Source organism: Lentzea miocenica, from assembly GCF_033949945.1.
GTDB lineage: Bacteria > Actinomycetota > Actinomycetes > Mycobacteriales > Pseudonocardiaceae > Lentzea > Lentzea miocenica.
On the sequence record NZ_JAXAVW010000023.1, the window covers coordinates 97,705 to 123,272 of the forward strand.

Sequence of the window (25,568 nt, forward strand, 5' to 3'; positions counted from 1 at the left end):
CAGGAGGATTGGAGGCATGAGCTGCCCCGTGTCCCCCAAGCTGGATTTCGGCGGCACCACGCCGTACGAGGACTACGTGCACGCGTCGGTGTTGCACACCCTTCAACAGCAGTGGTCCAAAGATCCCCGCGAGATGTCGTTCCTGGTCATCACGCAGGTGATGGAGCTGTACTTCGGCCTGCTCTGCTTCGAGTGGCGGCAGGCCCAGACCGAGCTTCGCGCCAACGACCTCAGGGCTGCCGTCCGCACGCTCAGGCGGTCTGACCTGCACCTTCAGGCGTTGTCGGCGGCGTGGCGGCCGATCGCGCGGATGACGCCGACCGAGTTCAACTCGTTCCGTGACGCGCTCGGCGAGGGGTCGGGCTTCCAGTCGGGCATGTACCGCGAGATGGAGTTCCTGCTCGGCGAGAAGTCCGCGTCAATGCTCGTGCCGCACCGCGCGGTGCCGGCGATGCACGCGCAGCTGGAGGAGTCGCTCGCGAAGCCTTCGCTGTACGACGACGTGCTGGCGGCGCTCAAGCGGCGCGGGTTCGACATCCCGGCTGCCGTCATCGACCGCGACCTGACCAAGGCGTACGAGCCGTCGGCCGAGGTCGAGCAGGTGTGGGCGCAGATCTACCGCGGCGACGACCGCGATCTGCTGGAACTCGGTGAGGCGTTGACGGACATCGCCGAGGAGTTCGCGCGCTGGCGTTACGACCACCTGCTCGCGACCCGCCGCTCGATGGGCGCGAAGGTCGGCACCGGTGGCTCCGCCGGTGTCGCCTGGCTGGAGAAGCGCACCCAGCGGGCGGTGTTCCCGGAACTGTGGACCGCGAGGAGCTACGTGTGAAGCGGGAGCTGTTCGACCTTCCGGACGGGGTCATCTATCTCGACGGCAACTCCCTCGGCGCGCCACCGAAGCACGTCGCCGAACGGATGCAGGAAGTCGTCAAGCACCAGTGGGGCACGCGGCTGATCCGGTCGTGGTCCGAGGGCTGGTGGGAGGCGCCGCAACGGATCGGTGACCGCGTCGGCCGGCTGATCGGGGCGGCTCCCGGACAGGTCGTGGTCGGCGACTCCACGTCGGTCAACGTCTTCAAGGCGTTGATGGGAGCGGTGAAAGGCACCGACCGCAGCGAGATCGTGTGCGACGAGTCGACGTTCCCGACCGACGGGTACATCGCGCAGTCCGTGGCCTCGTTGACAGGCCTGAAGATCCGGGCGGCGCATCCGTCCTCTTTAGACCTCACTGCGGACACCGCCGTGGTGCTGCTCAACCAGGTCGACTACCGGACCGGCGCGCTGAACGACATGAAGACGCTGACCGAACAGGCACATGCCGTTGGCGCACAAGTGGTCTGGGACCTCTGCCACAGCGCGGGCGTGCTGCCGATCGAACTGGACGCGCTCGGCGTGGACTTCGCCGTCGGCTGCACCTACAAGTTCCTCAACGGCGGACCGGGCTCGCCCGCGTTCATCTACGTGCCTCACGCGAAGCAGGCGACGTTCGAGAACCCGTTGTCCGGCTGGAACGGCCACCGCGAACCGTTCGCCATGGAACCGAGCTACGAACCGGACCCCGGCATCGTCCGCGCGCGGGTCGGCACGCCGGACATCCTGTCGATGCTGGCCCTCGACGCCGCCCTGGACGTGTGGGACGACGTCGACCTCGCCGAGCTGCGCGAGCGCGGCCTCAAGCTGACCGCGCTGTTCCGCGAGCACGTCGAGAAGCTCACGAACCTCGAAGTGATCACTCCGGAGGTCCGCGGCAACCAGATCTCGGTGCGCTGCCCGGACGCCAAGGCCGTGATGGACGAACTGATCGCGCGCGGTGTCATCGGCGATCACCGGCCGCCGGACGTCCTGCGGTTCGGGTTCGCGCCGCTCTACGTGACCGAAGAGGACGCGATCAAGGCCGCCGAAGTCCTCGCGGACATCACCCGGTGAGTGCGGCGTCCGCGATGCTCTTGGCCTCGCGGGCGCCCGCCTCCAAAGCCGAGCAGACGAACAGGATCCACTGGGCCAGGCCTTCGAGCGTGCCCGACGCGAACGCCACGGACGCGGCCTCGTACTCGGCCGATCGGCGCAGGCAGGCCACCTCCGGCACGCCGAGCCCCTTGGGGTCGAGGCCGCTGGAGATCGACGTCATCCTGGCCGCCGCACGGGCGACCACGCCGTTGGCCACGTCGAACGGCGCCAGGCCGAGCAGTTCGCCGTGCACCACCGCGACCAGAACGGGCGCCGGCACGGACGTTCCGCCGGTGACCAGCGAACCGATCATGTCGAGCCGCGCCGACACGTCCGCGGAGACGCGCGGCCGTCCGACTTCGGTGGTGAGGTCTGCGGCGGCGAGAACGTGCAGCCGTGCGAGAGCCTGCAACGGCGCGCGCTGCCACGTGCCCACCAGACCGCCCAGGGCCTCGGCGACGCGCAAAGACCCTGCCAGGACGGGGTTCGTGACCTCGCCGGACTCCGGGATCTCGGTCGGCCCGCCCTCCAGCGCCGCCGACGCGCGGGCGGCGCGGACGGACGCTTCGGCCGCGGTCGTGGCCCAGCCGCGCAGATTCACCCGATGGCGGTGCACCTGGAAGACGGCGTCCTTGGCCGCACCGGCGGCGTCAGCCACGCCGGGCAAGGAGAGCAGCGGAGCAAGCGGATCGGTCACGGTCGCGCAGAGTACCTGACCAGGTGAAACGCGTGATCCAGCTCACTGCCCGAACCGCTGGGCGCGCAACTGCACCCGTTCATCGCGCCACACGTGCTTCAACCAGACAAAACGGGTTACACAATGACGGCCGTGTAACCATCCTCCCAAGATTGGTCTGAACCTTTCGGGGGAGGAGCCTGTTGGAAGTGAACTGGCTCGCACTACGGTCAGTACCCGCATCCCCAACCGGTCTGGATTTTCCAGGAGGTCTCGCACCATGACGCAGTCGCCAGGCCAGGGCCAAGCTCTGGACAACCTGCTCACGGAGAGCAGGACGTTCCCGCCCTCCGAAGAGTTCGCGGCGCAGGCGAACGCGCAGCCCGAGCTGTACGAGGAGGCGAAGGCCGACCGCGAGGCGTTCTGGGCGAAGCAGGCGGAACGGCTGCACTGGGACACCAAGTGGACGCAGGTCCTCGACTGGTCGGACGCGCCGTTCGCCAAGTGGTTCGTCGGCGGCAAGCTCAACGTCGCCTACAACTGCGTCGACCGGCACGTCGAGTCCGGCCACGGTGACCAGGTCGCCATCCACTGGGAGGGCGAGCCCGGCGACTCCCGCGCCATCACCTACGCCGAGCTGCAGCGCGAGGTCTCCAAGGCCGCGAACGCGTTGACCTCGCTGGGAATCGGTGCGGAGGACCGCGTCGCGATCTACATGCCGATGGTCCCCGAGGCGATCTTCGCGATGCTCGCGTGCGCCCGTCTCGGCGCGATGCACAGCGTGGTGTTCGGCGGCTTCTCCGCCGAGGCGCTGCGCACCCGCATCGAGGACTCCTCGTGCAAGCTCGTGATCACGACCGACGGCCAGTACCGCCGCGGCAACCCGTTCCCGCTCAAGCCGGCCGTCGACGAGGCCGTCGCCGCCGCGCCGAGCGTGGAGAACGTGCTCGTCGTCAAGCGCACCAACAGCGACGTGGCGTGGACCGACAAGGACGTGTGGTGGCACGAGCTGGTGGACGCGCAGTCCGACCAGCACACCCCGGAGGCGTTCGACTCCGAGCACCCGCTCTTCATCCTCTACACCTCGGGCACCACGGGTAAGCCGAAGGGCATCCTGCACACGTCCGGCGGCTACCTCACGCAGGCGTCGTACACGCAGCACCACGTGTTCGACCTCAAGCCGGACACCGACGTGTACTGGTGCACCGCGGACATCGGCTGGGTCACCGGCCACAGCTACATCGTCTACGGCCCGCTGTCGAACCGCGTGACGCAGGTCGTCTACGAAGGCACGCCGAACACCCCGCACGAGGGCCGTCACTGGGAGATCGTGCAGAAGTACGGCGTCTCGATCTACTACACGGCGCCGACGCTGATCCGCACCTTCATGAAGTGGGGCGCGGACATCCCGGCCAAGTACGACCTGTCGTCGTTGCGGGTGCTGGGTTCGGTCGGCGAGCCGATCAACCCCGAGGCCTGGATCTGGTACCGCGAGAACGTCGGCGGCGGCAAGGCCCCCATCGTGGACACGTGGTGGCAGACCGAGACCGGCGCGATCATGATCTCGCCGCTGCCCGGTGTCGTGTCGACCAAGCCCGGTTCGGCGCAGCGCCCGCTGCCCGGCATCGGCGCGAAGGTCGTCAACGACGAGGGCGTCGAGGTGCCGCACGGTGGCGGTGGCTACCTGGTGCTGGACGAGCCGTGGCCGTCGATGCTGCGCGGCATCTGGGGCGACGAGGAGCGCTACCGCGACACGTACTGGTCGCGCTTCAAGGACCAGGGCTTCTACTTCGCCGGTGACGGTGCGAAGTACGACGCCGACGGCGACATCTGGCTGCTCGGCCGCGTCGACGACGTGATGAACGTGTCCGGCCACCGCATCTCGACCACCGAGGTCGAGTCCGCGCTGGTCTCGCACCCGACCGTGGCCGAGGCGGCCGTCGTCGGCGCGTCCGACGCGACCACCGGCCAGGGCATCGTGGCGTTCGTGATCCTGCGCGGTGGCGCGGGCTCCGACGCCGGTGGCGCCGAGGCGATCAAGGCGCTGCGCGACCACGTGGCCAAGGAGATCGGCCCGATCGCGAAGCCGCGCCAGATCATGGTCGTGCCGGAGCTGCCGAAGACGCGGTCCGGCAAGATCATGCGCCGCCTGCTGCGCGACGTCGCGGAGAACCGCGCGGTCGGCGACGTGACGACGCTGGCCGACTCGTCGGTGATGGACCTGATCTCGGCCGGTCTGCAGTCGGGCAAGTCCGAAGACTGATTTCGCTTCGAACGTGACGGGCGTCCTCGGAAGGGGGCGCCCGTTCGCGTTAAGATCCCATCAGGGTGAGCCGGGAAGTCTGGTCGGCACGAGGATTTGTCGTATCCGCTGACCGCCCTGGGAGCCCTGTTGTCGCGCAAGAAGGCCGTAGTCACCGAGTTCGCCCGCTACCTCCGCACGGAAACCGTCGGCGGCACCGTGCTGCTCGTCGCCACGGCGATCGCGCTGATCTGGGCCAATTCGCCGTTGTCGTCCGCCTACTTCGGACTGAGGGATCTGCATCTCGGGCCGCTGTCCGTCGGCGACTGGGCCAAGGACGGGTTGCTGGCGATCTTCTTCTTCGTCGCCGGGCTCGAACTCAAGCGCGAACTCGTCGTCGGCGAGCTTTCGGAGCTCAAGGCCGCGATCCTGCCCGTGGTCGCGGCGATCGGCGGGATGATCGTGCCCGCGGTGATCGCGCTGGCGGTCGGCTGGGGACAGCCGGGGATCGAACGGGCGTGGGCGATCCCGGTCGCCACGGACATCGCGTTCGCGCTCGGAGTGCTGGCGCTGACGGCGTCGGGGCTGCCGTCGAGCCTGCGGGTGTTCCTGCTCAGCCTGGCCGTGGTGGACGACCTCGGCGCGATCATCGTGATCGCGATCCTGTTCACGTCGACGTTCAACCTGCTCGCGGCCGGGGCCGTGGTCCTGCTGCTGGCGCTCTACTGGTTCCTCCAGCACAAGCGGATCACCACGCCGTTCCTCTACGTGCCGATCGTGCTGGCGACCTGGTGGTTCATGCACGAGTCGGGCATCCACGCGACGATCGCGGGTGTCGCGCTGGCGTTGCTCACGCGGGTCAAGCGCGACCCGTACGAGCACGAGGCGCCGGCGGTCCGGCTCGAACACCGGCTGCAGCCGTTCTCGGCGGGGGTGGCGGTGCCGGTGTTCGCACTGTTCGCGGCCGGTGTGCCGATCGGCGCCGAGGCGTTCGGGAAGCTCTTCTCTGACAAGATCGCCATCGGCGTGATCGCGGGGCTCGTCGTCGGCAAGGTGATCGGGATCGTGGGTGCCTCCGCGCTGGCGGTGTGGATCAAGGCGGCCGTCTGGCCGGCGGGAGCGGGGCCGCGGGACATCATCGCGGTGGCCGTGCTGGGCGGGGTCGGGTTCACGGTGAGCCTGCTGATCGCGGAACTGGCACTCGATCAACCCGAGACGGCGAAGGCCGCCGTGCTGATCGCCTCGATGATCTCGTCGCTGCTCGCCGCGGTGTTGCTCATTCGTCGCAGCCGGGCTCATGGCACGATGTCCGAGTGACGACCAGGGAGCACATCGCGTCGATTCCGCTGACCGCAGACGACCCGACCGCCGAGGCCTCGATCGGTGGCCTCGTCCGTGACGCGACCGCGCACATGTCGACTCTGGTCAGAGCGGAGTTCGAGCTCGCGAAGGGCGAGGTCACCGCCGAGGTCAAGAAGGGCCTCAAGGGCGGCGTTTTCTTCATCGTGGCGCTGACAGTGCTGTGCTTCAGCCTGTTCTTCCTGTTCATGGCGCTCGGGTACGGGTTCTCCGAGTGGTTCGGCTGGCCCACGTCGGGCGGCTTCTTCCTGGTGTTCGGCATCATGATCGTTACCACCATCACCTGCGTCTTCCTCGGCGTGCGCAAGCTGAAGAAGATCAGGGCGCCGGAGAAGTCGATCGCGGCCGCGAAGGACACCGTGGCGGCCCTTACTCGCAGGGGCGACGACAACTGAGCCGCAAACCCGACCCGTCGGTGGTGCGGGTCGCGGGTCCGTGGACGCACCGCGACGTGTCGGCCAACGGCATCCGCCTGCACGTGGCCGAACTCGGCGAGGGACCGCTCGTGCTGCTCCTGCACGGGTTCCCCGAGTTCTGGTGGTCGTGGCGGCACCAGCTGACGGCACTGGCCGAGGCCGGGTACCGCGCGGTGGCCGTCGACCTGCGCGGGTACGGCGACTCGGACAAACCACCGCGCGGCTACGACGGCTACACGCTCGCGGGTGACATCGCGGGCCTGATCAAGGCACTCGGCGCCCAGCGCGCACACCTCGTGGGTCACGCGTGGGGCGGCGCCACGGCCTGGACCGTCGGCGCGATCCACCCACGCCTGGTCTCGTCGATCTCGGTGCTGTCCGCACCGCACCCGCTGGCGATGCGCCGCGCGTTCCGCAGGCACCCGCGGGTGAACTCGCACGTGCTGCGGTTCCAGCTGCCGATCTACCCCGAACGCTGGCTGACCGGCGAGAACGCCATGCAGGTCGCCCGGCTGCTGTCCGCGTGGTCCGGGCCGAAGTGGCGGTCAGCGCCCGAGTTCGACGAGGTCATCCGCCGTTGCCGGCAGGCCATGACGATTCCTGGCGTCGCCCACAGCGCGATGGAGTACTACCGCTGGGCGGTGCGCTCGCAGATCCGCAGCGACGGCCGCCGGTTCACCGAGGCCGTCGACAAGCCGATGCAGGTGCCGGTGCTGCAGATCCACGGCGCGCTGGACCCGATCACGCTGGAGTCGTCCGCGCGCGAGTCGCGGCAGTGGCTCGGGCCGGGGTCGGAGTTCCGGAGCCTGCCCGAGGTGGGGCACTTCCCGAACCAGGAGGCGTCCCACACCACGAGCAGGCTGATCAGCGAGTTCCTGCAGAAGATGAGCTGAACGCGGCCCTGAGCACCTCGCTCGGGTCGTTCGGTAGGTCGGTGGAGCGCCACGCGATGTAGCCGTCGGACCTCACCAGCGAAGCGCCCTTTTCGGACAGTCCGAACACGTCCAGCTGCTCGACCCGTTCGTACTGAACACCTGCCTGTTGCGCTGCTTCCTCCCACTCCGGATGGTCCGCGACGAGCACCCAGCCGCGTTGGAACAGGTCCAATGTGGATTTCCCGGGCCCGACCCACACGTGCGGCGCCCGCGTGCCCGGCTGGCCGTTCCACTGCTCTGGCCGTTGCGCCGGCGGCAGTTCCTCGCCCGCACCGAGCACAGCCGAAGATCGGTAGAGGATGCCGTAGTGCATCGCGTAGTTGTCGTACAACGGCGCGTCTTCCGGGTCGGTGCCTCGATTGTGGCCGTCGTTGCGCGCGAAGATCTGCTGGTGGCACAGCGACGCGACCGGGCGCCGTTCCACGTCGTAGGTGTCCAGCAGCTCCGGACGTGACTCGCCGTTGAGCACGGCGGCGAGCTTCCAGGCGAGGTTGTGCGCGTCCTCGATGCCGACGTTCGCCCCGAACCCGCCGCGGCTCGGCGGCAACGTGTGCGCGGCGTCGCCGGCCAGGAAGATCCGCCCGGCAGAGAACCGGTCGGCGACCCCAGCCGAGATCGTCCAGCGGCCGGTGGTGATGATCTCGATCTCCAGGTCGTCGCGCCCGATGGCCCTGACGATCTTCTCCCGCAGCTCGGGTTCGGTGTACTCGCGGTCGTCGAGCATCAGGACCCAGCGGCCGTCGCCGTAGGTGGTCAGGAAGCCGACGTCGTCGATCACGAACTGGCCGATCCCGTCCTTCAGGTACTCCTGCAGCGGAGCGCGGAACAGCACGCTGCGGGAGGTGTGCATGTACCCGCGGCCGGTGCGGGTGATGCCGAGCGCCTCGCGGATCGGACTGCGGTGGCCGTCCGCGGCGACCAGGTAGTCGGCGCGGATCTCGTAGGGCTCGCCGTCGCCCTGCACGATCGCCGTGACACCGTCCGCGTCCTGCGAGAACTCCAGCATCCGGGTGCTCATGCGGATGTCCGCGCCCAGCTCACGGGCCTTGTCCCGCAGGATCGGCTCCATCCGGTCCTGCGCCACGCCGACGCCCGTGCTCGGCGAGTACTCGATGTCGGAGAGCTCGGCCGGCGGCGTCCAGAAGGTCTCGTCGAACCTCTTCCCCACCAGGCTCTCGGCCCTGACCCTCCGGACGCCGAAACCCTTCGTCATCCGGCTCGGCGGCAACCTGTCCTCCATCCCCACCGCGCGCAGCAACTCGCCCACCCGAGCGTTGAAGCCGACCGCCCGCGGGTGCGGCGAGCTGCCCGGATGCTTCTCCACCAGCGTCACGTCCACCCCGCGCCATGCCAGAAACAGCGCGGCCGACGTCCCCGCCAGTCCCCCGCCCACAACCAACACCGAAGTCTTCATCGCATCCTCCCAATACGCTGTATCGCTCAATACACTGTATCGCGACGAGACGATGTATTGTCCAGTCCGATGTCGAACGAACTCGTGTGGGACCGCCCAGAGCCGCCCAGCAAGCCGTCGCCGACCCCGTTGAGCAGGGAGTTGATCGTGACCGCCGCGATCAGGCTCGCCGACGGTGGCGGGCTGGACGAGGTGTCGCTGCGCAAGGTCGCCGCCGCGCTGAACGCCGGCCCCATGCGCCTGTACGGCTACATCGAGACCAAGGACGAACTGCTCGACCTCATGGTCGACGAGGTCTACGGCGAGATCGCGCTGCCAGAGCCCGGCACCGAGTGGCGCTCGGCCCTGACGCAGATCGCCCACGGCATCCGCGCGGCGGCGAAGCGACACCCGTGGCTCGTCGACCTGCTCGGCGGCCGCCCGCACCGGGGACCGAACTCCCTCGCGCACATCGAAGCGTCACTCGGCACCCTCGACGGCAAGCCTGAATTCCCGACAATCGACCACGTGCTCGGCGCGGTCGGCGCCGTGATGGCGTTCGTGCACGGCGCGGTCCGCAACGAGATCGCCGAGGCCCGCGCCGAGCAGAGCAGCGGCATGACCGAGGAGCAGTGGCAGGCGGCGTCCGGTCCCTACATGCAGCGGATGCTGGCCACCGGGAAGTTCCCGACGCTGGCCAAGGTCATGTACGACGCGGAACACACGAACGCCGCGTCGTACTTCGACACCGGTCTGAGCTATGTGCTCGACGGCATCGCTACGAGGCACACCCCTGGGTCGACGCCCGGCGGGTCAGCGTCGGCGCCTTCTGCACCATCTGCTGCACCTGCTGGGCGGTGAGCACGAAGCCGGTTTCGGGGTCGTCCACGGCAGCGCCGAAGACCACGCCCATCACCCGGCCGTTCGGATCGACCAGCGGGCCACCCGAGTTGCCGGAGCGGACCTCGGCGCGAACGGTGTAGACGTCGCGCGTGACCGTCTGCGCGTCGTAGATGTCCGGACCGCGCAGCAGCGGGATCCGTTCGCGCACCCGAGCCGACTTCGCGATGTACGGGCCGTCCAGCGGGTAGCCGAGCACGATGCCGTCCTCGCCCGGCTGCACCTCGTCCGAACGGAACTGCAGCGGCGTGGCCTCCAGGTCGGGCACCGCGAGCACGGCGATGTCCGTGCGCGGGTCGTAGGCGACGACGGTGGCGTCGAACTGGCCGCGGCCGACCTCGACCGTCACCTCGTTGGTGCCGGCGACGACGTGCGCATTGGTCATGACGCGTTCCGGCGCGATGACGAAGCCGGTGCCCTCCAGGGCACGCGAGCAGGACGGCGCGCGACCGCGGACCTTCAGCACGGAGGGCTTCAGCCGCTGCACCACGGGCGAGCTCGCGAGCTGGTCGTTCGGCGGCTCGACGTCCTTGAGCGGCGTGCGGTTGAACGGGTCCATCGCCTGCGGGAAGCCCGAGACGTCGAACAGCTTCTGCAGATCGCCGGACAGCACGCGGGCGGCCTGCGGCATGGTCTTGTCGACCTTGCCGAGGATCACCGACTGCCGCAGCGACGAGGTCAGGTCGGGCAGGCCGACGACCGAGGTCAGCGGGAGCGCGATCATCCACGCCACGATGAAGACGACCAGGCCCTGCACGATCGCGCCCAGCGCGTTGTCCGCGCCGCGCAACGGTGACGCGTTGACTCGTGCCTTGATGGTCCTGCCGATGTAGACGCCGATCGTCTCGCCCAGCGCCACGAGCAGCACCACGATGCCGACCGCGAACACGACCTTGGTGACGACGTTCTCGAACTGGGACACCAGCAGCGGTGCGATCTGCGTGCCGAGGATCAGGCCGACGAGCACACCGACGAAAGCGGGCAGCGCGACGACCATGCCTTGCCTGGCCCCGGACACCGCGGCTATCGCGGCAAGGCCCAGCACGAGCAGGTCAACCCAGTTCAACCCGAAACCTCCGCCTCACTGTGTAGCGCGCAACGCTAGTTCAAGGTCACGCACATCGGTCGCATCCCACGGCTGTTCCCAGCCGCCGAGTGCGATCAGGCCGTTGATCAACCCCGCGGTGAAGCCCCACACCAGCATGCCCGGCGCGGAGAAGGCCGCTCCGACGTAACCCGCGGGGTGACGCACCCGGAACCTGTTGGCAGGATCGGCGAGATGCGACACGGGCACACGGGCGACGGCGGCGGTCTCCGCCGGGTCGACAGGTGCGACGGGGCTCGGCTGTTCCCAGTAGGCGAGCACGGGCGTGACCACGAACCCGGACACCGGCACGTACAGCTCCGGCAGAAGGGCGAGCGGTCTCACTCCTGACGCAAGTACACCGGTCTCCTCGTAAGCCTCGCGTAATGCGGTGCCCACCGGCCCGTCATCGGTCTCGTCGAACGCCCCGCCGGGGAACGCGACCTGGCCCGGATGCGAGCCGAGCGTGTCCGAGCGCCGCAGCAGCAGCACGTCAGGGCCGTGGTTCTCGTCCTCGCCGAACAACATCAGCACGGACGCCTTGCGCACACCCTCGGACGGAGCGCGCGGGACCCGCATGAACGTTCCTGCGTCGATCTGCTCGGTGGCCTTGGCCAGGCGCTGCATCCAGTCGGGTGGCTCTGTTGCCTCCGTCATCGAACCGCCTTCTCCACCTGCTCTGGCGCCTTGAAGTACGGCGGATCGGTGATCTGCCGGACCTGACCGTCCGCTGCTACGTAATACGTGGCCGGAAGCGTCATCGGCGCCTTCACCCGCTTGCGAAGTTCGTCGGACCCGTCGTGGACCGAGGGAAGCCGCACGCCGAGCCGGGCGAGCAGCTCGAGGCCGTCGGCTTCCCTGCTCTCCACAAGAACTGGGACGACCGGGACGGCACCTGGTTGCTTCGCGTAGGAATCCAGCACTGGCAGCTCCTCCTGGCACGGCTGGCACCAGGTCGCCCAGAAGTTGATCAGGATCGGCCCTTTCAGCGCGAGGGCCGTCCGGGTGCCGTCGCCGAGGCACGTCACCTCGACACCACCTTCACCGCCCGGCACACACGGCCGTAGCTGGGCCTGCGCGCGCAACGCCGACACGTCCTGCGACGGCCGGGACGGCGTGGGCGGCGGTCCCGGTGCTTCGTCACGGGGCCACAGCGCCACGACACCCGCGACGCCCAGGACGAGCACGAGGACGAGCCAGCGCGTGCGGTTGTTCACCCCACCAGCTTCTCACCGGCCCGAACCCGCTCGGCGAGCTCGATCAGGTGTGGTTTCTCGTCGCCCTTCACGAGCTTGGCCGCTTTGTCCGGATCCTCCGGGCCGAGGCCGTACGACGGGCAGTCCTTCATCAGCAGACAGGCCCCGCAGGCAGGCGTTTTGGCGTGGCAGACGCGGCGGCCGTGGAAGATGATCCAGTGCGACGCCATGGTCCAGTCACGCTTCTCGATCAGCTCGCCGATCGCGTGCTCGACCTTGACGGCGTCTTCGAGATCGGTCCAGCCCCAGCGGCGGACGAGACGGCCGAAGTGGGTGTCGACTGTGATGCCGGGCACATCGAACGCGTTGCCGAGAACCACGTTGGCGGTCTTGCGTCCTACACCAGGGAGCTTGACCAGCTCCTCCAGAGTGCCCGGAACCACACCGTCGTACTGCTCCACGAGGGCAGCACCGAGACCCATCAGAGACGTTGCCTTGTTCCGGTAGAAACCGGTCGGGCGGATCATCTCTTCGAGTTCGACCCGGTCGGCGCCGGCGTAGTCGGCGGCCGTCGGGTACTTCGCGAAGAGCGCGGGAGTGACCTCGTTGACCTTCTTGTCGGTGCACTGCGCGGACAGCACCACCGCCACGACGAGCTCGAGCGGCGTGGTGAAGTCCAGCTCGCAGTGCGCGTCGGGGTATCCCTCGGCAAGCACGCGCACCATCCGGCGGGCCCTGCGGGTCAGGCCGAGTTTGGTTTCCGGTTTCTTGGTTGCGGGCACTGATTCAGCGTAGTCAACACGCCGGAACCACCCCCTAGACGCGTACTCGAATCCCACTTGCGCCACACTGCGGAGCATCATGACTGCCTGGTTTGTGATCGTCGTACCGATCGTGATCATGTTCTTCGCGCTCTTCATGGAGCGCGTCGAAGCGAAGCTCCGGCACGTGGCCGTGCAGGAGAACGAGGTCGAGGAGTTCCTGGAGTCCGCCAGGCCTGATGAGGTCAAGGCGCTCTACGGACACGGCATCGGTCGCGCCCTTGAGCTGTTCCGGCTGCGTCGTCGCGGTCGTGGAGCACCGCGCAAGCGGGTCCGCTAGATGGCGTAGACTGGCCCGTCGGGCTGGATCGAGTCAGTGCGGTTGTTCCTAGTAAGACGGCGAGCCGGGCGGCGATCCACAACACAGCCCTTAGACTGCAACGCAGTGATCGGCGGCACGGCGCTGACTCCACCAAAGATGGTGGTAGGCGTGCCGTCGCGTCGATTAGGAGGGACGAGGTGGACGAGACCCTGGCGCGAGCGGGCATCTTCCAAGGTGTTGACCCGGCGGCCGCAGAGGCGCTGGCGACGACCCTGGAGACGGTGGAGTTCCCGCGTGGCCATGTGATCTTCGCGGAAGGTGAGCCGGGCGATCGCCTGTACATCATCCAGTCCGGCAAGGTGAAGATCGGCCGCAAGTCGCCGGACGGCCGCGAGAACCTGTTGGGGATCTTCGGACCTTCCGACATGTTCGGTGAACTGTCCATTTTCGACCCCGGCCCCCGCACGTCGACCGCGACGACGGTGACCGAGGTGCGCGCGGTGTCGATGGACCGCCCCGCGCTCCGGCAGTGGATCACCAACCGGCCGGAGATCGCCGAGCAGCTGCTGAGGGCCCTGGCCCGCAGGCTGCGCCGGACGAACTCCATGCTGGCCGACTTGATCTTCACGGACGTGCCCGGCCGCGTGGCCAAGGCGTTGTTGCAGCTCGCACAGCGCTTCGGCTCGCAGGAGGCCGGTCTGCTCCGCGTCACGCACGACCTGACGCAGGAGGAGATCGCCCAGTTCGTCGGTGCGTCCCGCGAGACCGTGAACAAGGCGCTCGCCGACTTCGCGCACCGCGGCTGGCTGCGGCTCGAAGGCAAGAGCGTGCTGATCCTGGACCCGGAGCGCCTCGCGCGCCGAGCCCGCTAGTCAAGGCACACGAACTGGGCTCGCTGGTAACCAGCGGGCCCAGTTGCTGTTCGCGAGTTCGCGCTGGTCATCCGTTCGCCTCTTCGTCGGGATTCGGCGAAGCCTAATCTCGGCGAAGCGGCGGGCGGATGACCAGCTCCTCGGCGAACTCGCCCGGAGTCTGCGGAGCAGCGACCAACACAGAGGACCGGGCGCCACCCCCGACGTGGCGCACCGGTCCTTTGTGTTGCACGGCCCATCCCCCGACGAACCGTGCCTTCCATCCCTCTGGCGCGCAGGCCCCGACCCTCAGGCCAGAGGTTGGTCTCGGTCGATGAGTCAACTTTCGCACGTCTGCACCCCAGCCGCTCAAGCCCTTTCACCCTCAAGGACCTCGTGTGTGGCTGATTCGTTGCATCTTTCACCCGGTCATCCCATTCCTGTGACCGAATCGCAACCGTGGTGACCCTGCGCACCTGAACTGGTACATCCGTACCAGGTTTGGCATACTGGTACACATGTCCCACTCTGCCCGCCTCTCCGACTACCGTGCTGCCCTGACGACCCCCGGCATGCGCGGCCCTGTCGTCGCGTCCCTGCTCGCCCGCCTCCCGATCGCGATGGTCGGGCTCTCGCTGCTGCTCTACGTCGAGCGCGCGACGGGGTCGTTCGCGGTCGCCGGCCTGGTCTCGGGCGCGGCGCTGGTGGGCGTGGCGATGGGTTCCGTCGTCCAGGGCAGGCTGATGGACCGCTTCGGTCCCACCCGCCCGTTGATGATCGTGACCGCGTTGTTCGCGGTGTTCGTGACCGTCTCGGTGCTCGCCGTCGAGGCGGGTTCGCCGGTGTTCGTGCTGGTCCCGCTCGCCCTCGGCGTCGGCTTCAGCGAGCCGATGGTGGGCTCGGCGTCGCGTGCGCTGTGGGAGCGGATGGTGCCGACCGGCGCGACGCGCATGGCGGCCTACGCCTACGAGGCCATCAGCATGGAGGTCTTCTTCATCCTCGGACCGGGTCTCGCCGGTCTGCTGCTGGCGGCGCCGTGGGCGGGCACCGGCGTGGTCGTCGGTGCGGTGCTGATGGTCGTGGGCGCACTGTGGTTCGCGACGAACCCGGTCGTGCGCGCGTGGGGCCCTGTCACGCAGACGCCGCGCCCGTTGCTCGGCGCGTTCGCCTACCCCGGCATGCGCACGGTGGCGCTCGCGGCACTCGGCTTCGGCGTGACGATCGGCTTCGTCGAGGTGGCCGTGCCGGCGTTCGCGAAGGCGGCGGGCCAGGCCTCGATGGGCGGCGTAATGCTGTCGCTGTGGTCGATCAGCTCGGTGATCTTCGGCGTGCTCTACGGCATGCGCCCGTGGCCGCGCCCGATGCACCTGCGCCTGCCGGTGCTGCTGGGCGGCTTCGCCCTGCTCTCGCTGCTGCTGGCGATCCCCGCCTCGCTGCTCGGCCTGGGCCTGGCGCTGTTCGTGGTCGGCACCCTGATCACGCCGCAGTCGACCGCCCACTCCGCGTCCATCGAGCAGGTCACGCCGAACGGCATGGCCGCGGAGGCGTTCGGCTGGGTGATCACCTCGGTGACCGTCGGCCTCGCCATCGGCCAGAGCCTGTCCGGCCAGCTGATCGAGCACTTCGGCACGCGCCCGGCGTTCGTCGCCGCGGGTGTGGCCGGCCTGCTGATCGCACTTGCCGTGTGGCTGCTGCGCGGCACCGTCCGGCGTGGCGTGCCCACCGCAGAGCCGCTGCCGGCGCGCTCGGAGATGGACCTCGCCGCACGCTGAGGCCTGGGTTCGCGGGCTTCATTCGATGTGAGCCGCGGCTGAGATGGCTCCCGATGGGCTGCCTCAGCCGCGGCTGTCGCGTACACGGGCCTGCCGGCGCGCTTCGAGATGAAGCTGGGCGCGTTGAGGCCGGGTTTCTGGGCTTGGTTCGACGCGGGTCGCGGCAGGCAGGGGCCTGCAGGCTCGTTCGAAGATGGACCTCGCCGCAGCTGAGGTGGTTCCGACGGGGCTGCCTCAGCCCCGACCGTCCCGAACACCGGCCTGTCGGCGCGTTCCGAGATGGACCTCGCCGCGCGCTGAGCCTCACGCGGGGCGCTTTCGCACCGCATGACGGTACGAAAGCGCCCCGCGTGCGTTAAGCCACGGACCGCATGGGCACGACCAGGTAGGTCAGCTCCACGCCGTCCTCGCCCGGTGTCGAGGTGAGCACCGTGGACCGCAGGCCGTCCTGGATCTTCAGCTCGATCCGGCGGCCCGCGAAGGCCTTCAGCGCGTCCGCCAGGTAGCGGGCCTGGAAGGTTTTGGTCACGCGGTCGCCGTCCACTGTGGCCTTGACGAACTCCTCGGACTCGCCCTGCTGCGGGTCGCTGCCCTTGACCCTTACCTCGCTGTCCTCGACCTGGAGGGTGACCGCCTGGTGCGGGCCGCCGTAGGGCGTGGCTCTGCGGACGGCGCGGGCCAGCGCGTCCGCGTCCACGAGCACCGTGCTGTCGATGACTGCCTCCAGGAGTCGGCGCGCCCGGTCGTCCGGGAAGGGAGCGGCCAAGAGTGCGGTGGAGATCGAGTTGTTGTGCCAGGCGAGGCCGATGCGGTCCTCGTTCGCGTGCAGGGCGACCTTGCCGGTGGCCTGTCTGGCCGCCTCGACGATGGCCTTCGCTGGGACCAACAGGTCCAGTTGACCTTCTTGTTCCCACGGCAATGTGGCGTAGGCCATGCGGTAGCGGTCGGTCGCGATGACGTGCAGCTTCTGCGCGTCCGACTGGATGCGGATGCCGGTGAAGATCGGCAGCGCGTCGTCCTTCGAGGCCGCGCCCGCCACCGCCGCGATGGTCTTGAGCTTGTCGGCGTCGACGTGGCCCTGCAGTTGCGGCAGCTCTGGGATGCCGGGGTGGTCGTTGAGGTCGAGCAGTGGGATCGCGAACCTCGACGACGGCGTGCGGATCGCCAGCCGCTGGCCCTCGACCTTGAGCCTCACCTGTGGGTCGTCCAGGGCCTGGAGGGTCGCGGCCAGCGGTTTCGCCGGCACGAGCACCTCGCCCTCGGTGTGCACGGTGGCGTTCACGGACAACCGCACGCCGTGCTCCTGGTCGCTGCCCGCGATCTCGACGTCCCGGCCCGCCCGGATGCGCAACCCGGCCAGCACCGGGTTGAGCACGCGGGTGGGCAGCAGGCGCGCCACCTCGGCGGCGGCGCCGGCGAGGTCGGCTGTCGTGGCGGTGAGGTCCATGCGAATGAAGCTAGCGGGGACCCCTGACAATTTTGGACGGGCGGAGCGTCAGGCCCCGGCCTTGCGGCGGGCCAGGTCGATGACGCGCTGCAGGTGCAGGCCGCGCCGCACGTCGCACTCGTGAGCGGTGGTGCCGCTGTGCACCATGGCCACGAAGTCGTCGAGCAGGTTGGTGAAGCAGTCCAGGGCGGACGTGTCGCGGCTGTTCAGCGTGCGGTGGCCGTTGGGGCCGAACACGGTGAAGTCCGCGAACGGTGGCTGCAGCGGCAGCGACAGGGTCAGCGACAGGGTGCTCGTGGCGCCTCCCGCGTGCTGCAGGATCAGCTGCCACAGGCCGGTCTCGGAGACGTTCGCCGCGATCACGTCGGTGATCTCGCCGAGGGCCGCGTCGAGCAGGTCGAAGGCGTGCGGGCCGATGTCGTCCAGCGCGCCCTTCTCGTGGCGCCACTGGGAGTTCGAGAACGGGCCGTCCAGCAGGGCACCGGTCAGCCAGCGGCCGTCGGCGCCGGTCCAGCCGCCGGTGCGGTGCAGCTGGGCCAGCAGTTCCTTCGTCTCCGGGGCGTAGCGGCGGGTCAGGACGACCAGCGAGGCGACGCCCGCGTCGGAAACTGCCGCGGACAAGCGTTCAGCCACCTCGACCGACTCCGCGATCGGCTTCTCCAGGATCACGTGCTTGCCCGCGTTGGCCGCCTCGATCGCCATCGGGCCCTGGACGGACGGCGGCACGCAGAACGCCACTGCGTCCACAGTGGACAGCATCTCGGCGTAGTCCGCGAACGGCTCCGCGCCGTGTTCACGGGCCAGGTCACCGGCCGCCTCCGCACGGCGGGCCCAGACGCCGGTCAGCGTCGTGCCGGGGTGGTTCGCGATGCCGGGGGCGTGAATCATCTGAGCCCACGGGCCCGCACCGACAAGTCCTACGCGCAGCTGTTCGTCCACTCGCACATCCTGCCTCAGGAGTAACTCGCCTTGGGGACGAAGATCTCGCCCCCGTTGTCGAACTTCAGCCGCATGCCGTCGCCGGTCGTTTCGCGGTCCGGGTCGTGTTCCCAGCCGCTGGGCACCGTCACCACGTGACCGCGGTCCGGCGTTGGGCCGAGCCAGATCTCGTAGTAGGTGCCGCCTACCAGCCGTTCGACCTTTTTCACGTACACGCCCGGTGCGGTCGACGTCGGATCGACGCTGATCACGGTCGTGCGGTCCGGCACGAACATCACCACGCCCGCGACCGCGGTGAGGCCGGTGCCCATCACCACGCCCAGCAGGAACAGCAGGATCTTCACCAGGCAGCCGGAGACGTTCGTCGCCATCACACCATCCTCGAGTTAGCGCGGTCGTACGCTCGGAGGATGCCCGACGACATGACCTTGCCGGGAAACCTGGTACCCAGCTCGCCGGCCGCTCAACCCGCGGAACCCCGCGACGCCGTCACAGTGGTGCTGCTGCGAGATGGCGACGACGGCCTGGAGGCCTTCCTGCTGCGCCGCGTGAAGGGCATGGCGTTCGCGGGCGGCATGACCGTCTTCCCCGGCGGCGGCGTCGACCAGCGCGACGCCGACACGTCCGTCGCGTGGACGGGTCCGTCACCGCAGTGGTGGGGCGAGATCTTCGGCGTCGACGCCGCGACGGCCCGCGCCTTCGTGTGCGCCGCCGTCCGCGAGACCTTCGAGGAGTCCGGCGTCCTGCTCGCGGGCCCCGACGCCAACTCGGTCGTCGCCGACACCTCGATCTACGCCACCGCACGGCAGCAGCTGGTCGACCGCGACCTCTCGCTCGCCCAGTTCCTCGCGGCCAACAACCTGGTGCTGCGCGCGGATCTCCTGCGGCCGTGGGCGAACTGGGTCACCCCGTACGAGGAACCCCGCCGCTACGACACCCGCTTCTTCGTCGCCCAGCTGCCGGCCGGGCAACGCGCCGACGGTGAGACCACCGAAGCCTCCGACGCCTCCTGGCAGACGCCCGCAGAGGCCGTTCAGGACGCCCAGGAAGGCCGCCGCATGCTCATGCCGCCCACCTGGCGCACGCTCGACGAGGTGGGCGCCCTCGGGACCGTCGAGAAGGTCATGGCCGAGGAACGCAGCGTCGAGAAGATCATCCCCAAGCTCATCCGCGACGGCGACGTCATCCGGGTGGTGTTCCAGTGAGCGGCTCCCCGCTGATCGGCGCCCGCGCCGCGCACCCCCGGTACGGCGAACTGCGCCAGGTCACGCCGCACGCCGCCGTGCTGCTGGCCGACAACCCGTCCCCGATGACGCTCGACGGCACGAACACGTGGCTGCTCAAGGCCCCGGACGCCACGTCGTACGTCGTCATCGACCCCGGCCCGCTCGACGAGGCCCACCTGAAGCGGATCGCCGCCGTCGGCCCGATCGCCGAGATCCTGCTGACCCACGGCCACCCGGACCACTCCGAGGGCGCCCGCGAGTTCGGCGAGCTGGTCAAGGCCCCGGTGCGCGCGCTCGACCCGACGTTCACCTACGGCTCAGAAGGCCTCGTGGATGGCGACGTGATCACCAGCGCCGGTCTGGAACTCCGCGTCCTGGGCACGCCGGGCCACACCAGCGACTCGCTGTGCTTCGTGATCGACGGCGAGGCCGTGCTGACCGGTGACACGGTCCTGGGCCGCGGCACGACGATCGTGGCCCACCCGGACGGCAAGCTCGGCGACTACTTCGAGTCCCTCAAGCTGCTGGCCGAACTGCCGGAACACACCGCGGTCCTGCCAGGACACGGTCCCGAACTCGCGGACGCCGGTGACGCCGCGCGCGCCTACCTCGCGCACCGGACCCAGCGCCTGGAACAGGTCCGCGCAGCCGTGGAGTCGCTCGGCGGCTCACCGACCCCGCGACAGGTCGTCGAGGTCGTCTACGCGGACGTGGACAGGGTGCTGTGGCCGGCGGCGGAGTGGTCGGTCCGCGCCCAGCTGGAGTACCTGCGGTCGGGTTGCTGAGAGCTACTGGGGCTGGTGCCCGTTGTTCGTGACCCCGAACGCCGACTGACGCGACGAGGACCGGTCGATCTGCCAGCGACCGCTGTCGGTCGACTTCGTGCCGGTCTGCTCCCGCTGCGCCAGCTCCTCGTGCAGCTGCTGCAACAGGGCCCGCTCGCGCTCGCTCAGGTTCGCGTCCACCGACGACGGCTCGGCGGGCTCGGCGGGCTCGGCCAGCGCGGCCTGCAGCGCCGCCAGCTCGTCCGCCTTCAGCTCGGTGGTCACCTCGGCCCGGTTGATCGGCATGGGCTCGGCGAGCACCTCGGGCTCCGGCTCGACCGGCGCCTTCGGGATGCGCTTCACGGGCTTGGGCGGGAAGGGCTGGGAGCCCTCGAGTGTCGACGACGACGACGAGCGGGTGCGACGTGAGCCGGTCTCTTCCAGTGGCTCCGGCGCCGGTGTCGGCTCGGCCACCGGCGCCGGAGCGGGAAGTTCTTCGTTCTGGTCGAACCAGGCGGCGGTCGGTTCGTGCGCCATGGCCGGCTGGTGGGCCGGCGGAGGCGGCGCCATCGGGGCACCGGAGATCGGCACCGCACGCGAGGACGTCACCGCGGCGGCGTGGTAGTCGCTGAGCTGCGTGCCGACGGTCAGCACCTCGACGGAGGCGCGGACGCCCGCCTTGCGCAGCACCGAGTCGACCCGGTAGGCCGTCGCGGGCGCGAAGCCCTGCGGACCGATGTCCACCAGCACCACGCGTTGCGGCAACGGGCCCGGCGTCGATCCGGCGGGCGAGGAACGCCACACGCAGCGCACCGAGCGCACGTCCGGCAGCACCGACACCGCACGGGTCAGCGGACCCGCGATGTCCGCGGCCGGGTCGGACTCGGCGGTGAAGCGGTGACGGACGAACGGCAGCATCTCCACGACCGGCAGGCGGTCGGTCAGCGCCCCGTCCGAGCGAACCTCGTGCAGCATCCACGTGATGGCCGCCCGCTCGTCCGGCAGCACCGGGATGCTGCCCGCGAGGAGCGTGCCGAGGAGCATCTCGATCGCGCGGTCCAGCTCTCCGACCGCGAGGAACTCGCGCGCCTGTGACAGGGCGGCGTCATCGACGCGCCCGGCCATCGACAGCAGGAGATCGTGGAGACGGACCGGCAGAGCGACACCGTCGTTCGTCGTCACGTCAGCTCTCCTTAGCTGAGCACCAGGTGCTCATCGGACTCGGCGCCGGCACACACCAGCTCCGATGCCGCCAGCGCCGCCCGGTGGTAGGGCGGCAGGTCCAGACCGGACGGCACGACCTCAACGCACGGGTCGTGTTCGCCCAAAGCCCGCAGAACGCGCTGCAACTCGCCGGTCAGCCGGGCGTGGCCGGTGGTCGCCGCCACCAGCAGAACGCGGTTGATCCCAGTGGGACCGATGCGCCAGCAGGAGCGAACCTCACCGACCCCGTGCCGGCCTCGCAGCGTGGCACCGAGCACGACGGTCGCGGAATCCCCCATCGACACCCGATCGGGTGATTCCGGGGAAAAGGTGTAGTCGGTGGGTGGCAGTTCGTCCAGTCCTTTGACCGAACTGACAGCACCGGGTTCCGCCCCGTAGGGCACGAGCGCGTCCTGCAAAAGGCGCATCTCGTGATCCGTCAGAGGGATGCGTCCGTGCAGCAGAGTGCGCGGCAAAGACCGCGCGAGCACCGCATACGCGTCCGACGCCGCCCAGTCGCGGTACCGCCACAGCAGGTCGTCCGGCAGGCGCCCGGCGAGCCGCAGCAGCAGTTCGTGGCACGTGTCCGACATGTCACACCTCGACGATCAGTTCGATCTCCACGGGAGCGCCGATCGGCAGCTCTGCGACCCCCACGGCCGACCGGGCGTGCTTGCCCGCGTCTCCGAAGATCTCGCCGAGCAGCTCCGACGCGCCGTTGATGACACCCGGCTGCCCCGTGAAGCCCTCGGCGGAGGCCACGAACCCGACAACTTTCACGACTCGCTTGATCGAGTCAATCCCCACGAGCGCGTGCACGGCGGCGAGCGCGTTGAGGATGCAGGTGGCGGAGTACTGCTTGGCCTCCTCGGGGGAGACCTCGGCGCCGACCTTGCCGGTGGCGGGGAGCTTGCCCTCGACGAACGGCAGCTGGCCCGAGGTGAACACCCACGGCCCGCTCTGGGTGGCGGGCACGTAGGCGGCGAGCGGAGCGGCGACGCCCGGCAGCTCGATGCCGAGCTCCTTCAGGCGGGTGCTCCAGGTGCTCATGCCTTGGCCCGCTTCAGGTACGCGACGTGCTGCTCACCCGTCGGGTTCGTCAGCACCGTGACCAGCTCCCAGCCGTCGTCGCCCCACTGGTCGAGGATCTGCTTCGTTGCGTGGATCAACAACGGCACGGTCGCGTACTCCCACTTCGTCATGCGCGGAGCCTAACTTGCCACCCGATCGACCTCTGCGCGGTTCTCGCAGTTGGGGCTACCTTGATCACATGGAGACCTGGCGGATCATCGCCACCAGCCTGTTCGGCGTGGGCGGGCTGGTGATGGTGCTCGTCGGCATGGCGCAGGTCCGTGATCGCAAGCACAGCCAGCGCGCCGACGTGGTGCGCGCGGGGCTGATCGGACTGGTGATCGTGGGCGTCATCACGCTCAGCATCGCGCTGTGGCTGCCCTCGGTCGTGGCCTGGGCACTGGTGGCCGCGACCGCCATGGCCGTTCTCTTCCTCACCATGGTTGATTGACCGACAGGTCCACACCTGACCGATTTCACACATAGTCTGGACGTGTGACGTCTTGGACCGAGGAGCTGACCCGAGCCCGTCTGCACGTGGTCTCCGGCAAGGGCGGCACCGGCAAGACCACGATCGCGGCGGCGCTGGCGCTCGCGCTGGCCACCGGCGGCCGCCGGGTGCTGCTGATCGAGGTCGAGGGCCGGCAGGGCATCGCCCAGCTCTTCGACCGCGCCCCGCTTCCCTACGCCGAGGAACGGATCGCGGCCGCGCCGGGCGGCGGTGAGATCCACGCGCTCGCGATCGACGCCGAGGCCGCGCTGCTCGAGTACCTGGCGATGTTCTACAACCTCGGGTTCGCGGGCCGCACGCTGCGCAAGATGGGCGCCATCGAGTTCGCCACCACGCTCGCGCCCGGCCTGCGGGACGTGCTGCTGACCGGCAAGGTCAAGGAGTGCGTGAACCGCACCGGCCCGGACGGCCGCCACCTCTACGACGCCGTGGTGCTGGACGCGCCGCCCACCGGGCGCGTGGTCAAGTTCCTGGACGTCACCAAGGCCATGGCCGACCTCGCCAAGGTCGGGCCGATCAAGGGGCAGAGCGAGGGAGTCGTGCGACTGCTGCACTCCGGCGACACCGCCGTGCACCTGGTCGCGCTGCTGGAGGAGATGCCGGTGCGCGAGACCCTGGACGCGGTCGCCGAACTCGACGGCGCCGACCTGCGACCGGGTGCGGTGCTGGTGAACCGGGTCCACCCGGCCCGGCTGCCCGCCCGTTCGGTGCCGGTCGCCGCGGAGGGCCGGATCGACGAGTCACGGGTGCGCGCCGGGCTCCAGTCCGCCGGACTGGATCTCGACGAGTTCACCCTCGAAGGTTTGGTCGACGAGACGGTGGAGCACGCCATCCGGGTGCAGTCACAACAGGAGGCGATGGAGCTGCTCAGCCAGTCGGACCTGCCGACGGTGGAGCTGCCGGAGCTGAACGACGGGGTGGACGTGGCCGCGTTGTACGAGCTGGCCGAGGTGCTGGTCGCGGCAGGTGTCCGGTGACCACCAGGCTCGACTTCGACACGCTGCTGGACGACCAGACGACGCGCGTTCTCGTCTGCTGCGGCTCCGGCGGCGTCGGCAAGACGACCACGGCGGCGGCGCTGGCGTTGCGGGCGGCCGAACGCGGCCGGCGCGTGGTCGTGCTGACCATCGACCCGGCACGGCGGCTGGCGCAGTCGCTCGGCCTGCGGGAGCTGGACAACACCCCGCGCGAGGTCGTCGTCGAGGGCTTCGAGCCCAAGGGCGAGCTGTTCGCGATGATGCTGGACATGCGTCGCACGTTCGACGACATGGTGCTCACCCACGCGGGCCGCGACCGGGCCGACCAGATCCTGTCGAACCCCTTCTACCAGACCATTTCCTCGTCATTCTCCGGCACGCAGGAGTACATGGCGATGGAGAAGCTGGGCCAGCTGGTGGCGCAGGACGAGTGGGACCTGATCATCGTCGACACCCCGCCGAGCCGGTCCGCGCTGGACTTCCTGGACGCGCCGCAGCGGCTGTCGACGGTGCTCGACGGCAGGTTCATCCGAATGCTCTCCGCGCCCGCGCGCGCGAGCGGCCGAGGGTTGCTCAAGATCGTCGGAACCGGTTTCAGCCTTTTCACCCGCGCTGTGTCGACGATCGTCGGTGGCCAGCTGTTGCAGGACGCGTCAACGTTCGTTCAGGCGTTCGACAGCATGTTCGGTGGATTCCGCGAACGCGCGCAACGCACGTATGAGCTGCTCCGCTCACCGGGCACCGGATTTGTCGTGGTGGCGGCCGCGGAACCGGACGCATTGCGTGAGGCCAGCTATTTCGTCGAGCGCCTCAGCGCCGAAAGCATGCCGTTGTGCGGGCTCGTCGCGAACAGGACTCATCCCGTGCTCGCGACGAACCTGCCTGCTGCGAACGCTCTCGCCGCGGCGGACGATCTGGACCGCTCGGGTGAGGCGCCGCTCGCGGCGGCGGTGCTCAGGCTGCATGCGGACCGGGCAGCAGTCGCCGATCGGGAGAAGCGGCTGCTGGCCCGGTTCACACGTGCTCACCCCGGTGTCGCGCTGGTCGGCGTGCCTGCTTTGCCCGCTGACGTGCACGACCTCGACGGCCTCCGAGAGATAGGTCGTCGACTCGCCGGGGAGTAGTTATCCGACCCTGGAGTCCTCGTGGTGCTCCTGACGTGCGGTGTCGAGAAGTTCGAACCACGACTCCACGTCAGGACGGCGACGCAGCAGAGCACGGCGTTCGCGCTCGGTCATGCCTCCCCAGACCCCGAACTCGATCCTGTTGTCCAGCGCTTCGGCCAGGCATTCCATGCGAACTGGGCAACCCAGGCACACGAGCTTCGCCTTGCGCTGCTCCGCACCTCGGACGAAGAGCTGGTCCGGCTCCTCATCTCGGCACGAAGCGTTGATACGCCAATCCCCCTGGTTCATATCCCCCACTCCTCAGTGCTGTCCAAATGTGGAAATCCGCCACACCCCTGCCACGGATGCCGTAGCGTTCGAGCCACGGCTGCATTCCTTGGACGTTGACGGACTGTAGTGCCGTTCGGTTCCACGTCCAACCCTGGGTCACCCGACTGTTACCTGTC

Annotated in this window: 29 protein-coding genes; 15 read left to right on the forward strand and 14 right to left on the reverse strand. The window is 69.2% G+C overall.

The window, feature by feature from the left end:
• Positions 1 to 16: 16 nt before the first annotated feature.
• Positions 17 to 832, forward strand: coding sequence for a tryptophan 2,3-dioxygenase (locus SK803_RS27125; protein WP_319968932.1), 816 nt, complete (start codon positions 17 to 19; stop codon positions 830 to 832).
• Positions 829 to 1,929, forward strand: a complete 1,101-nt coding sequence (kynU, locus tag SK803_RS27130) for a kynureninase (RefSeq protein ID WP_319968933.1) — start codon at positions 829 to 831, stop codon at positions 1,927 to 1,929. The genes SK803_RS27125 and kynU overlap by 4 nt, the downstream gene beginning before the upstream one ends.
• Here the strand turns inward: kynU and SK803_RS27135 are convergent.
• Positions 1,919 to 2,647 carry an oxidoreductase gene (locus SK803_RS27135; RefSeq protein WP_319968934.1) on the reverse strand — a complete coding sequence of 243 codons (729 nt, stop codon included), beginning with the start codon at positions 2,645 to 2,647 and terminating at the stop codon, positions 1,919 to 1,921. The two genes, kynU and SK803_RS27135, sit on opposite strands and share 11 nt — an antisense overlap.
• Before the next feature lie 259 nt (positions 2,648 to 2,906).
• Between SK803_RS27135 and acs the strand changes: the two genes are divergently transcribed.
• From acs to SK803_RS27155, 4 genes are all read left to right on the forward strand, one after another.
• Positions 2,907 to 4,889 (forward strand): acetate--CoA ligase, encoded by a 1,983-nt coding sequence (gene acs, locus SK803_RS27140; protein WP_319968935.1) that lies wholly within the window; start codon positions 2,907 to 2,909, stop codon positions 4,887 to 4,889.
• Between the two features lie 129 nt (positions 4,890 to 5,018).
• On the forward strand, positions 5,019 to 6,185 hold the full coding sequence (gene nhaA / locus SK803_RS27145) for a Na+/H+ antiporter NhaA (RefSeq protein ID WP_319968936.1): 1,167 nt from the start codon (positions 5,019 to 5,021) through the stop codon (positions 6,183 to 6,185).
• On the forward strand, positions 6,182 to 6,622 hold the full coding sequence (locus SK803_RS27150) for a phage holin family protein (RefSeq protein ID WP_319968937.1): 441 nt from the start codon (positions 6,182 to 6,184) through the stop codon (positions 6,620 to 6,622). The genes nhaA and SK803_RS27150 overlap by 4 nt, the downstream gene beginning before the upstream one ends.
• Complete coding sequence (locus SK803_RS27155; RefSeq protein ID WP_319969002.1) at positions 6,619 to 7,536, forward strand: alpha/beta fold hydrolase; 918 nt, start codon at positions 6,619 to 6,621, stop codon at positions 7,534 to 7,536. Before SK803_RS27150 ends, SK803_RS27155 begins: the two co-directional genes overlap by 4 nt.
• Here the strand turns inward: SK803_RS27155 and SK803_RS27160 are convergent.
• Complete coding sequence (locus SK803_RS27160) at positions 7,508 to 8,992, reverse strand: FAD-dependent oxidoreductase (protein WP_319968938.1); 1,485 nt, start codon at positions 8,990 to 8,992, stop codon at positions 7,508 to 7,510. The genes SK803_RS27155 and SK803_RS27160 overlap by 29 nt on opposite strands.
• 69 nt (positions 8,993 to 9,061) lie before the next feature.
• On the opposite strand from SK803_RS27160, the gene SK803_RS27165 reads away from it, so the two are divergent.
• A complete protein-coding gene (locus tag SK803_RS27165; protein ID WP_319968939.1) occupies positions 9,062 to 9,832 on the forward strand; it encodes a TetR/AcrR family transcriptional regulator C-terminal domain-containing protein in 771 nt (256 codons plus the stop codon).
• Here the strand turns inward: SK803_RS27165 and SK803_RS27170 are convergent.
• Genes SK803_RS27170 through nth form a run of 4 tightly spaced genes read right to left on the reverse strand, consistent with a single transcriptional unit; the run spans position 9,750 to position 12,876 of the window.
• Positions 9,750 to 10,937: a MarP family serine protease gene (locus tag SK803_RS27170; RefSeq protein ID WP_319968940.1), complete on the reverse strand. Its 1,188-nt coding sequence runs from the start codon at positions 10,935 to 10,937 to the stop codon at positions 9,750 to 9,752. The genes SK803_RS27165 and SK803_RS27170 overlap by 83 nt on opposite strands.
• 15 nt (positions 10,938 to 10,952) lie before the next feature.
• Positions 10,953 to 11,612 (reverse strand): NUDIX hydrolase, encoded by a 660-nt coding sequence (locus SK803_RS27175; protein ID WP_319968941.1) that lies wholly within the window; start codon positions 11,610 to 11,612, stop codon positions 10,953 to 10,955.
• Complete coding sequence (locus SK803_RS27180; protein ID WP_319968942.1) at positions 11,609 to 12,172, reverse strand: TlpA family protein disulfide reductase; 564 nt, start codon at positions 12,170 to 12,172, stop codon at positions 11,609 to 11,611. Before SK803_RS27180 ends, SK803_RS27175 begins: the two co-directional genes overlap by 4 nt.
• Positions 12,169 to 12,876 carry an endonuclease III gene (gene nth / locus SK803_RS27185; RefSeq protein ID WP_319969003.1) on the reverse strand — a complete coding sequence of 236 codons (708 nt, stop codon included), beginning with the start codon at positions 12,874 to 12,876 and terminating at the stop codon, positions 12,169 to 12,171. Before nth ends, SK803_RS27180 begins: the two co-directional genes overlap by 4 nt.
• A gap of 136 nt (positions 12,877 to 13,012) precedes the next feature.
• Here nth and SK803_RS27190 point away from each other — a divergent pair, with 136 nt between their 5' ends.
• The 3 genes from SK803_RS27190 (at position 13,013) to SK803_RS27200 (ending at position 15,857) form a co-directional block, all read left to right on the forward strand.
• The gene (locus SK803_RS27190; protein WP_319968943.1) at positions 13,013 to 13,252 is read left to right on the forward strand and encodes a hypothetical protein; all 240 of its coding nucleotides are present in this window, start codon (positions 13,013 to 13,015) and stop codon (positions 13,250 to 13,252) included.
• A gap of 179 nt (positions 13,253 to 13,431) precedes the next feature.
• Entirely contained in the window at positions 13,432 to 14,106 is a 675-nt protein-coding gene (locus tag SK803_RS27195) for a Crp/Fnr family transcriptional regulator (RefSeq protein WP_030477589.1), read from the forward strand.
• A 497-nt stretch (positions 14,107 to 14,603) separates the two neighbouring features.
• Positions 14,604 to 15,857: an MFS transporter gene (locus tag SK803_RS27200; RefSeq protein WP_319968944.1), complete on the forward strand. Its 1,254-nt coding sequence runs from the start codon at positions 14,604 to 14,606 to the stop codon at positions 15,855 to 15,857.
• Positions 15,858 to 16,212: 355 nt separating this feature from the next.
• On the opposite strand, the gene dnaN is transcribed toward SK803_RS27200, so the two are convergent.
• From dnaN to SK803_RS27215, 3 genes are read right to left on the reverse strand one after another with little or no spacing between them, the layout of a single operon-like run.
• Positions 16,213 to 17,304 (reverse strand): DNA polymerase III subunit beta, encoded by a 1,092-nt coding sequence (dnaN, locus tag SK803_RS27205; protein WP_319968945.1) that lies wholly within the window; start codon positions 17,302 to 17,304, stop codon positions 16,213 to 16,215.
• Between the two features lie 48 nt (positions 17,305 to 17,352).
• The gene (locus tag SK803_RS27210; protein WP_319968946.1) at positions 17,353 to 18,243 is read right to left on the reverse strand and encodes a Gfo/Idh/MocA family protein; all 891 of its coding nucleotides are present in this window, start codon (positions 18,241 to 18,243) and stop codon (positions 17,353 to 17,355) included.
• A gap of 14 nt (positions 18,244 to 18,257) precedes the next feature.
• A complete protein-coding gene (locus SK803_RS27215) occupies positions 18,258 to 18,614 on the reverse strand; it encodes a hypothetical protein (protein ID WP_319968947.1) in 357 nt (118 codons plus the stop codon).
• Between the two features lie 39 nt (positions 18,615 to 18,653).
• Between SK803_RS27215 and SK803_RS27220 the strand changes: the two genes are divergently transcribed.
• Together SK803_RS27220 and SK803_RS27225 are read left to right on the forward strand one after the other, a co-directional pair.
• Positions 18,654 to 19,448, forward strand: coding sequence for an NUDIX hydrolase (locus SK803_RS27220; RefSeq protein WP_319968948.1), 795 nt, complete (start codon positions 18,654 to 18,656; stop codon positions 19,446 to 19,448).
• Positions 19,445 to 20,254 carry an MBL fold metallo-hydrolase gene (locus SK803_RS27225; RefSeq protein ID WP_319968949.1) on the forward strand — a complete coding sequence of 270 codons (810 nt, stop codon included), beginning with the start codon at positions 19,445 to 19,447 and terminating at the stop codon, positions 20,252 to 20,254. Before SK803_RS27220 ends, SK803_RS27225 begins: the two co-directional genes overlap by 4 nt.
• Positions 20,255 to 20,257: 3 nt before the next feature.
• Here the strand turns inward: SK803_RS27225 and SK803_RS27230 are convergent, their stop codons facing one another.
• The 4 genes from SK803_RS27230 to SK803_RS27245 are packed head-to-tail and all read right to left on the reverse strand — an operon-like array spanning position 20,258 to position 22,638.
• Positions 20,258 to 21,415, reverse strand: coding sequence for a hypothetical protein (locus tag SK803_RS27230; RefSeq protein ID WP_319968950.1), 1,158 nt, complete (start codon positions 21,413 to 21,415; stop codon positions 20,258 to 20,260).
• 11 nt (positions 21,416 to 21,426) lie between these two features.
• Positions 21,427 to 22,029, reverse strand: coding sequence for a hypothetical protein (locus SK803_RS27235; protein ID WP_319968951.1), 603 nt, complete (start codon positions 22,027 to 22,029; stop codon positions 21,427 to 21,429).
• Position 22,030: 1 nt separating this feature from the next.
• Positions 22,031 to 22,486 carry a RidA family protein gene (locus SK803_RS27240; protein ID WP_319968952.1) on the reverse strand — a complete coding sequence of 152 codons (456 nt, stop codon included), beginning with the start codon at positions 22,484 to 22,486 and terminating at the stop codon, positions 22,031 to 22,033.
• Positions 22,483 to 22,638: a DUF4177 domain-containing protein gene (locus SK803_RS27245; RefSeq protein WP_089950120.1), complete on the reverse strand. Its 156-nt coding sequence runs from the start codon at positions 22,636 to 22,638 to the stop codon at positions 22,483 to 22,485. Before SK803_RS27245 ends, SK803_RS27240 begins: the two co-directional genes overlap by 4 nt.
• A 68-nt stretch (positions 22,639 to 22,706) precedes the next feature.
• Here SK803_RS27245 and SK803_RS27250 point away from each other — a divergent pair, with 68 nt between their 5' ends.
• The 3 genes from SK803_RS27250 to SK803_RS27260 are packed head-to-tail and all read left to right on the forward strand — an operon-like array spanning position 22,707 to position 25,119.
• The gene (locus SK803_RS27250; protein WP_319968953.1) at positions 22,707 to 22,958 is read left to right on the forward strand and encodes a hypothetical protein; all 252 of its coding nucleotides are present in this window, start codon (positions 22,707 to 22,709) and stop codon (positions 22,956 to 22,958) included.
• 44 nt (positions 22,959 to 23,002) lie between these two features.
• Positions 23,003 to 23,995, forward strand: coding sequence for an ArsA-related P-loop ATPase (locus SK803_RS27255; protein ID WP_319968954.1), 993 nt, complete (start codon positions 23,003 to 23,005; stop codon positions 23,993 to 23,995).
• Positions 23,992 to 25,119 carry an ArsA family ATPase gene (locus SK803_RS27260; RefSeq protein ID WP_319968955.1) on the forward strand — a complete coding sequence of 376 codons (1,128 nt, stop codon included), beginning with the start codon at positions 23,992 to 23,994 and terminating at the stop codon, positions 25,117 to 25,119. The genes SK803_RS27255 and SK803_RS27260 overlap by 4 nt, the downstream gene beginning before the upstream one ends.
• Here SK803_RS27260 and SK803_RS27265 read toward each other — a convergent pair whose 3' ends face one another.
• Entirely contained in the window at positions 25,120 to 25,410 is a 291-nt protein-coding gene (locus SK803_RS27265; RefSeq protein ID WP_319968956.1) for a WhiB family transcriptional regulator, read from the reverse strand.
• Positions 25,411 to 25,568: the final 158 nt, after the last annotated feature.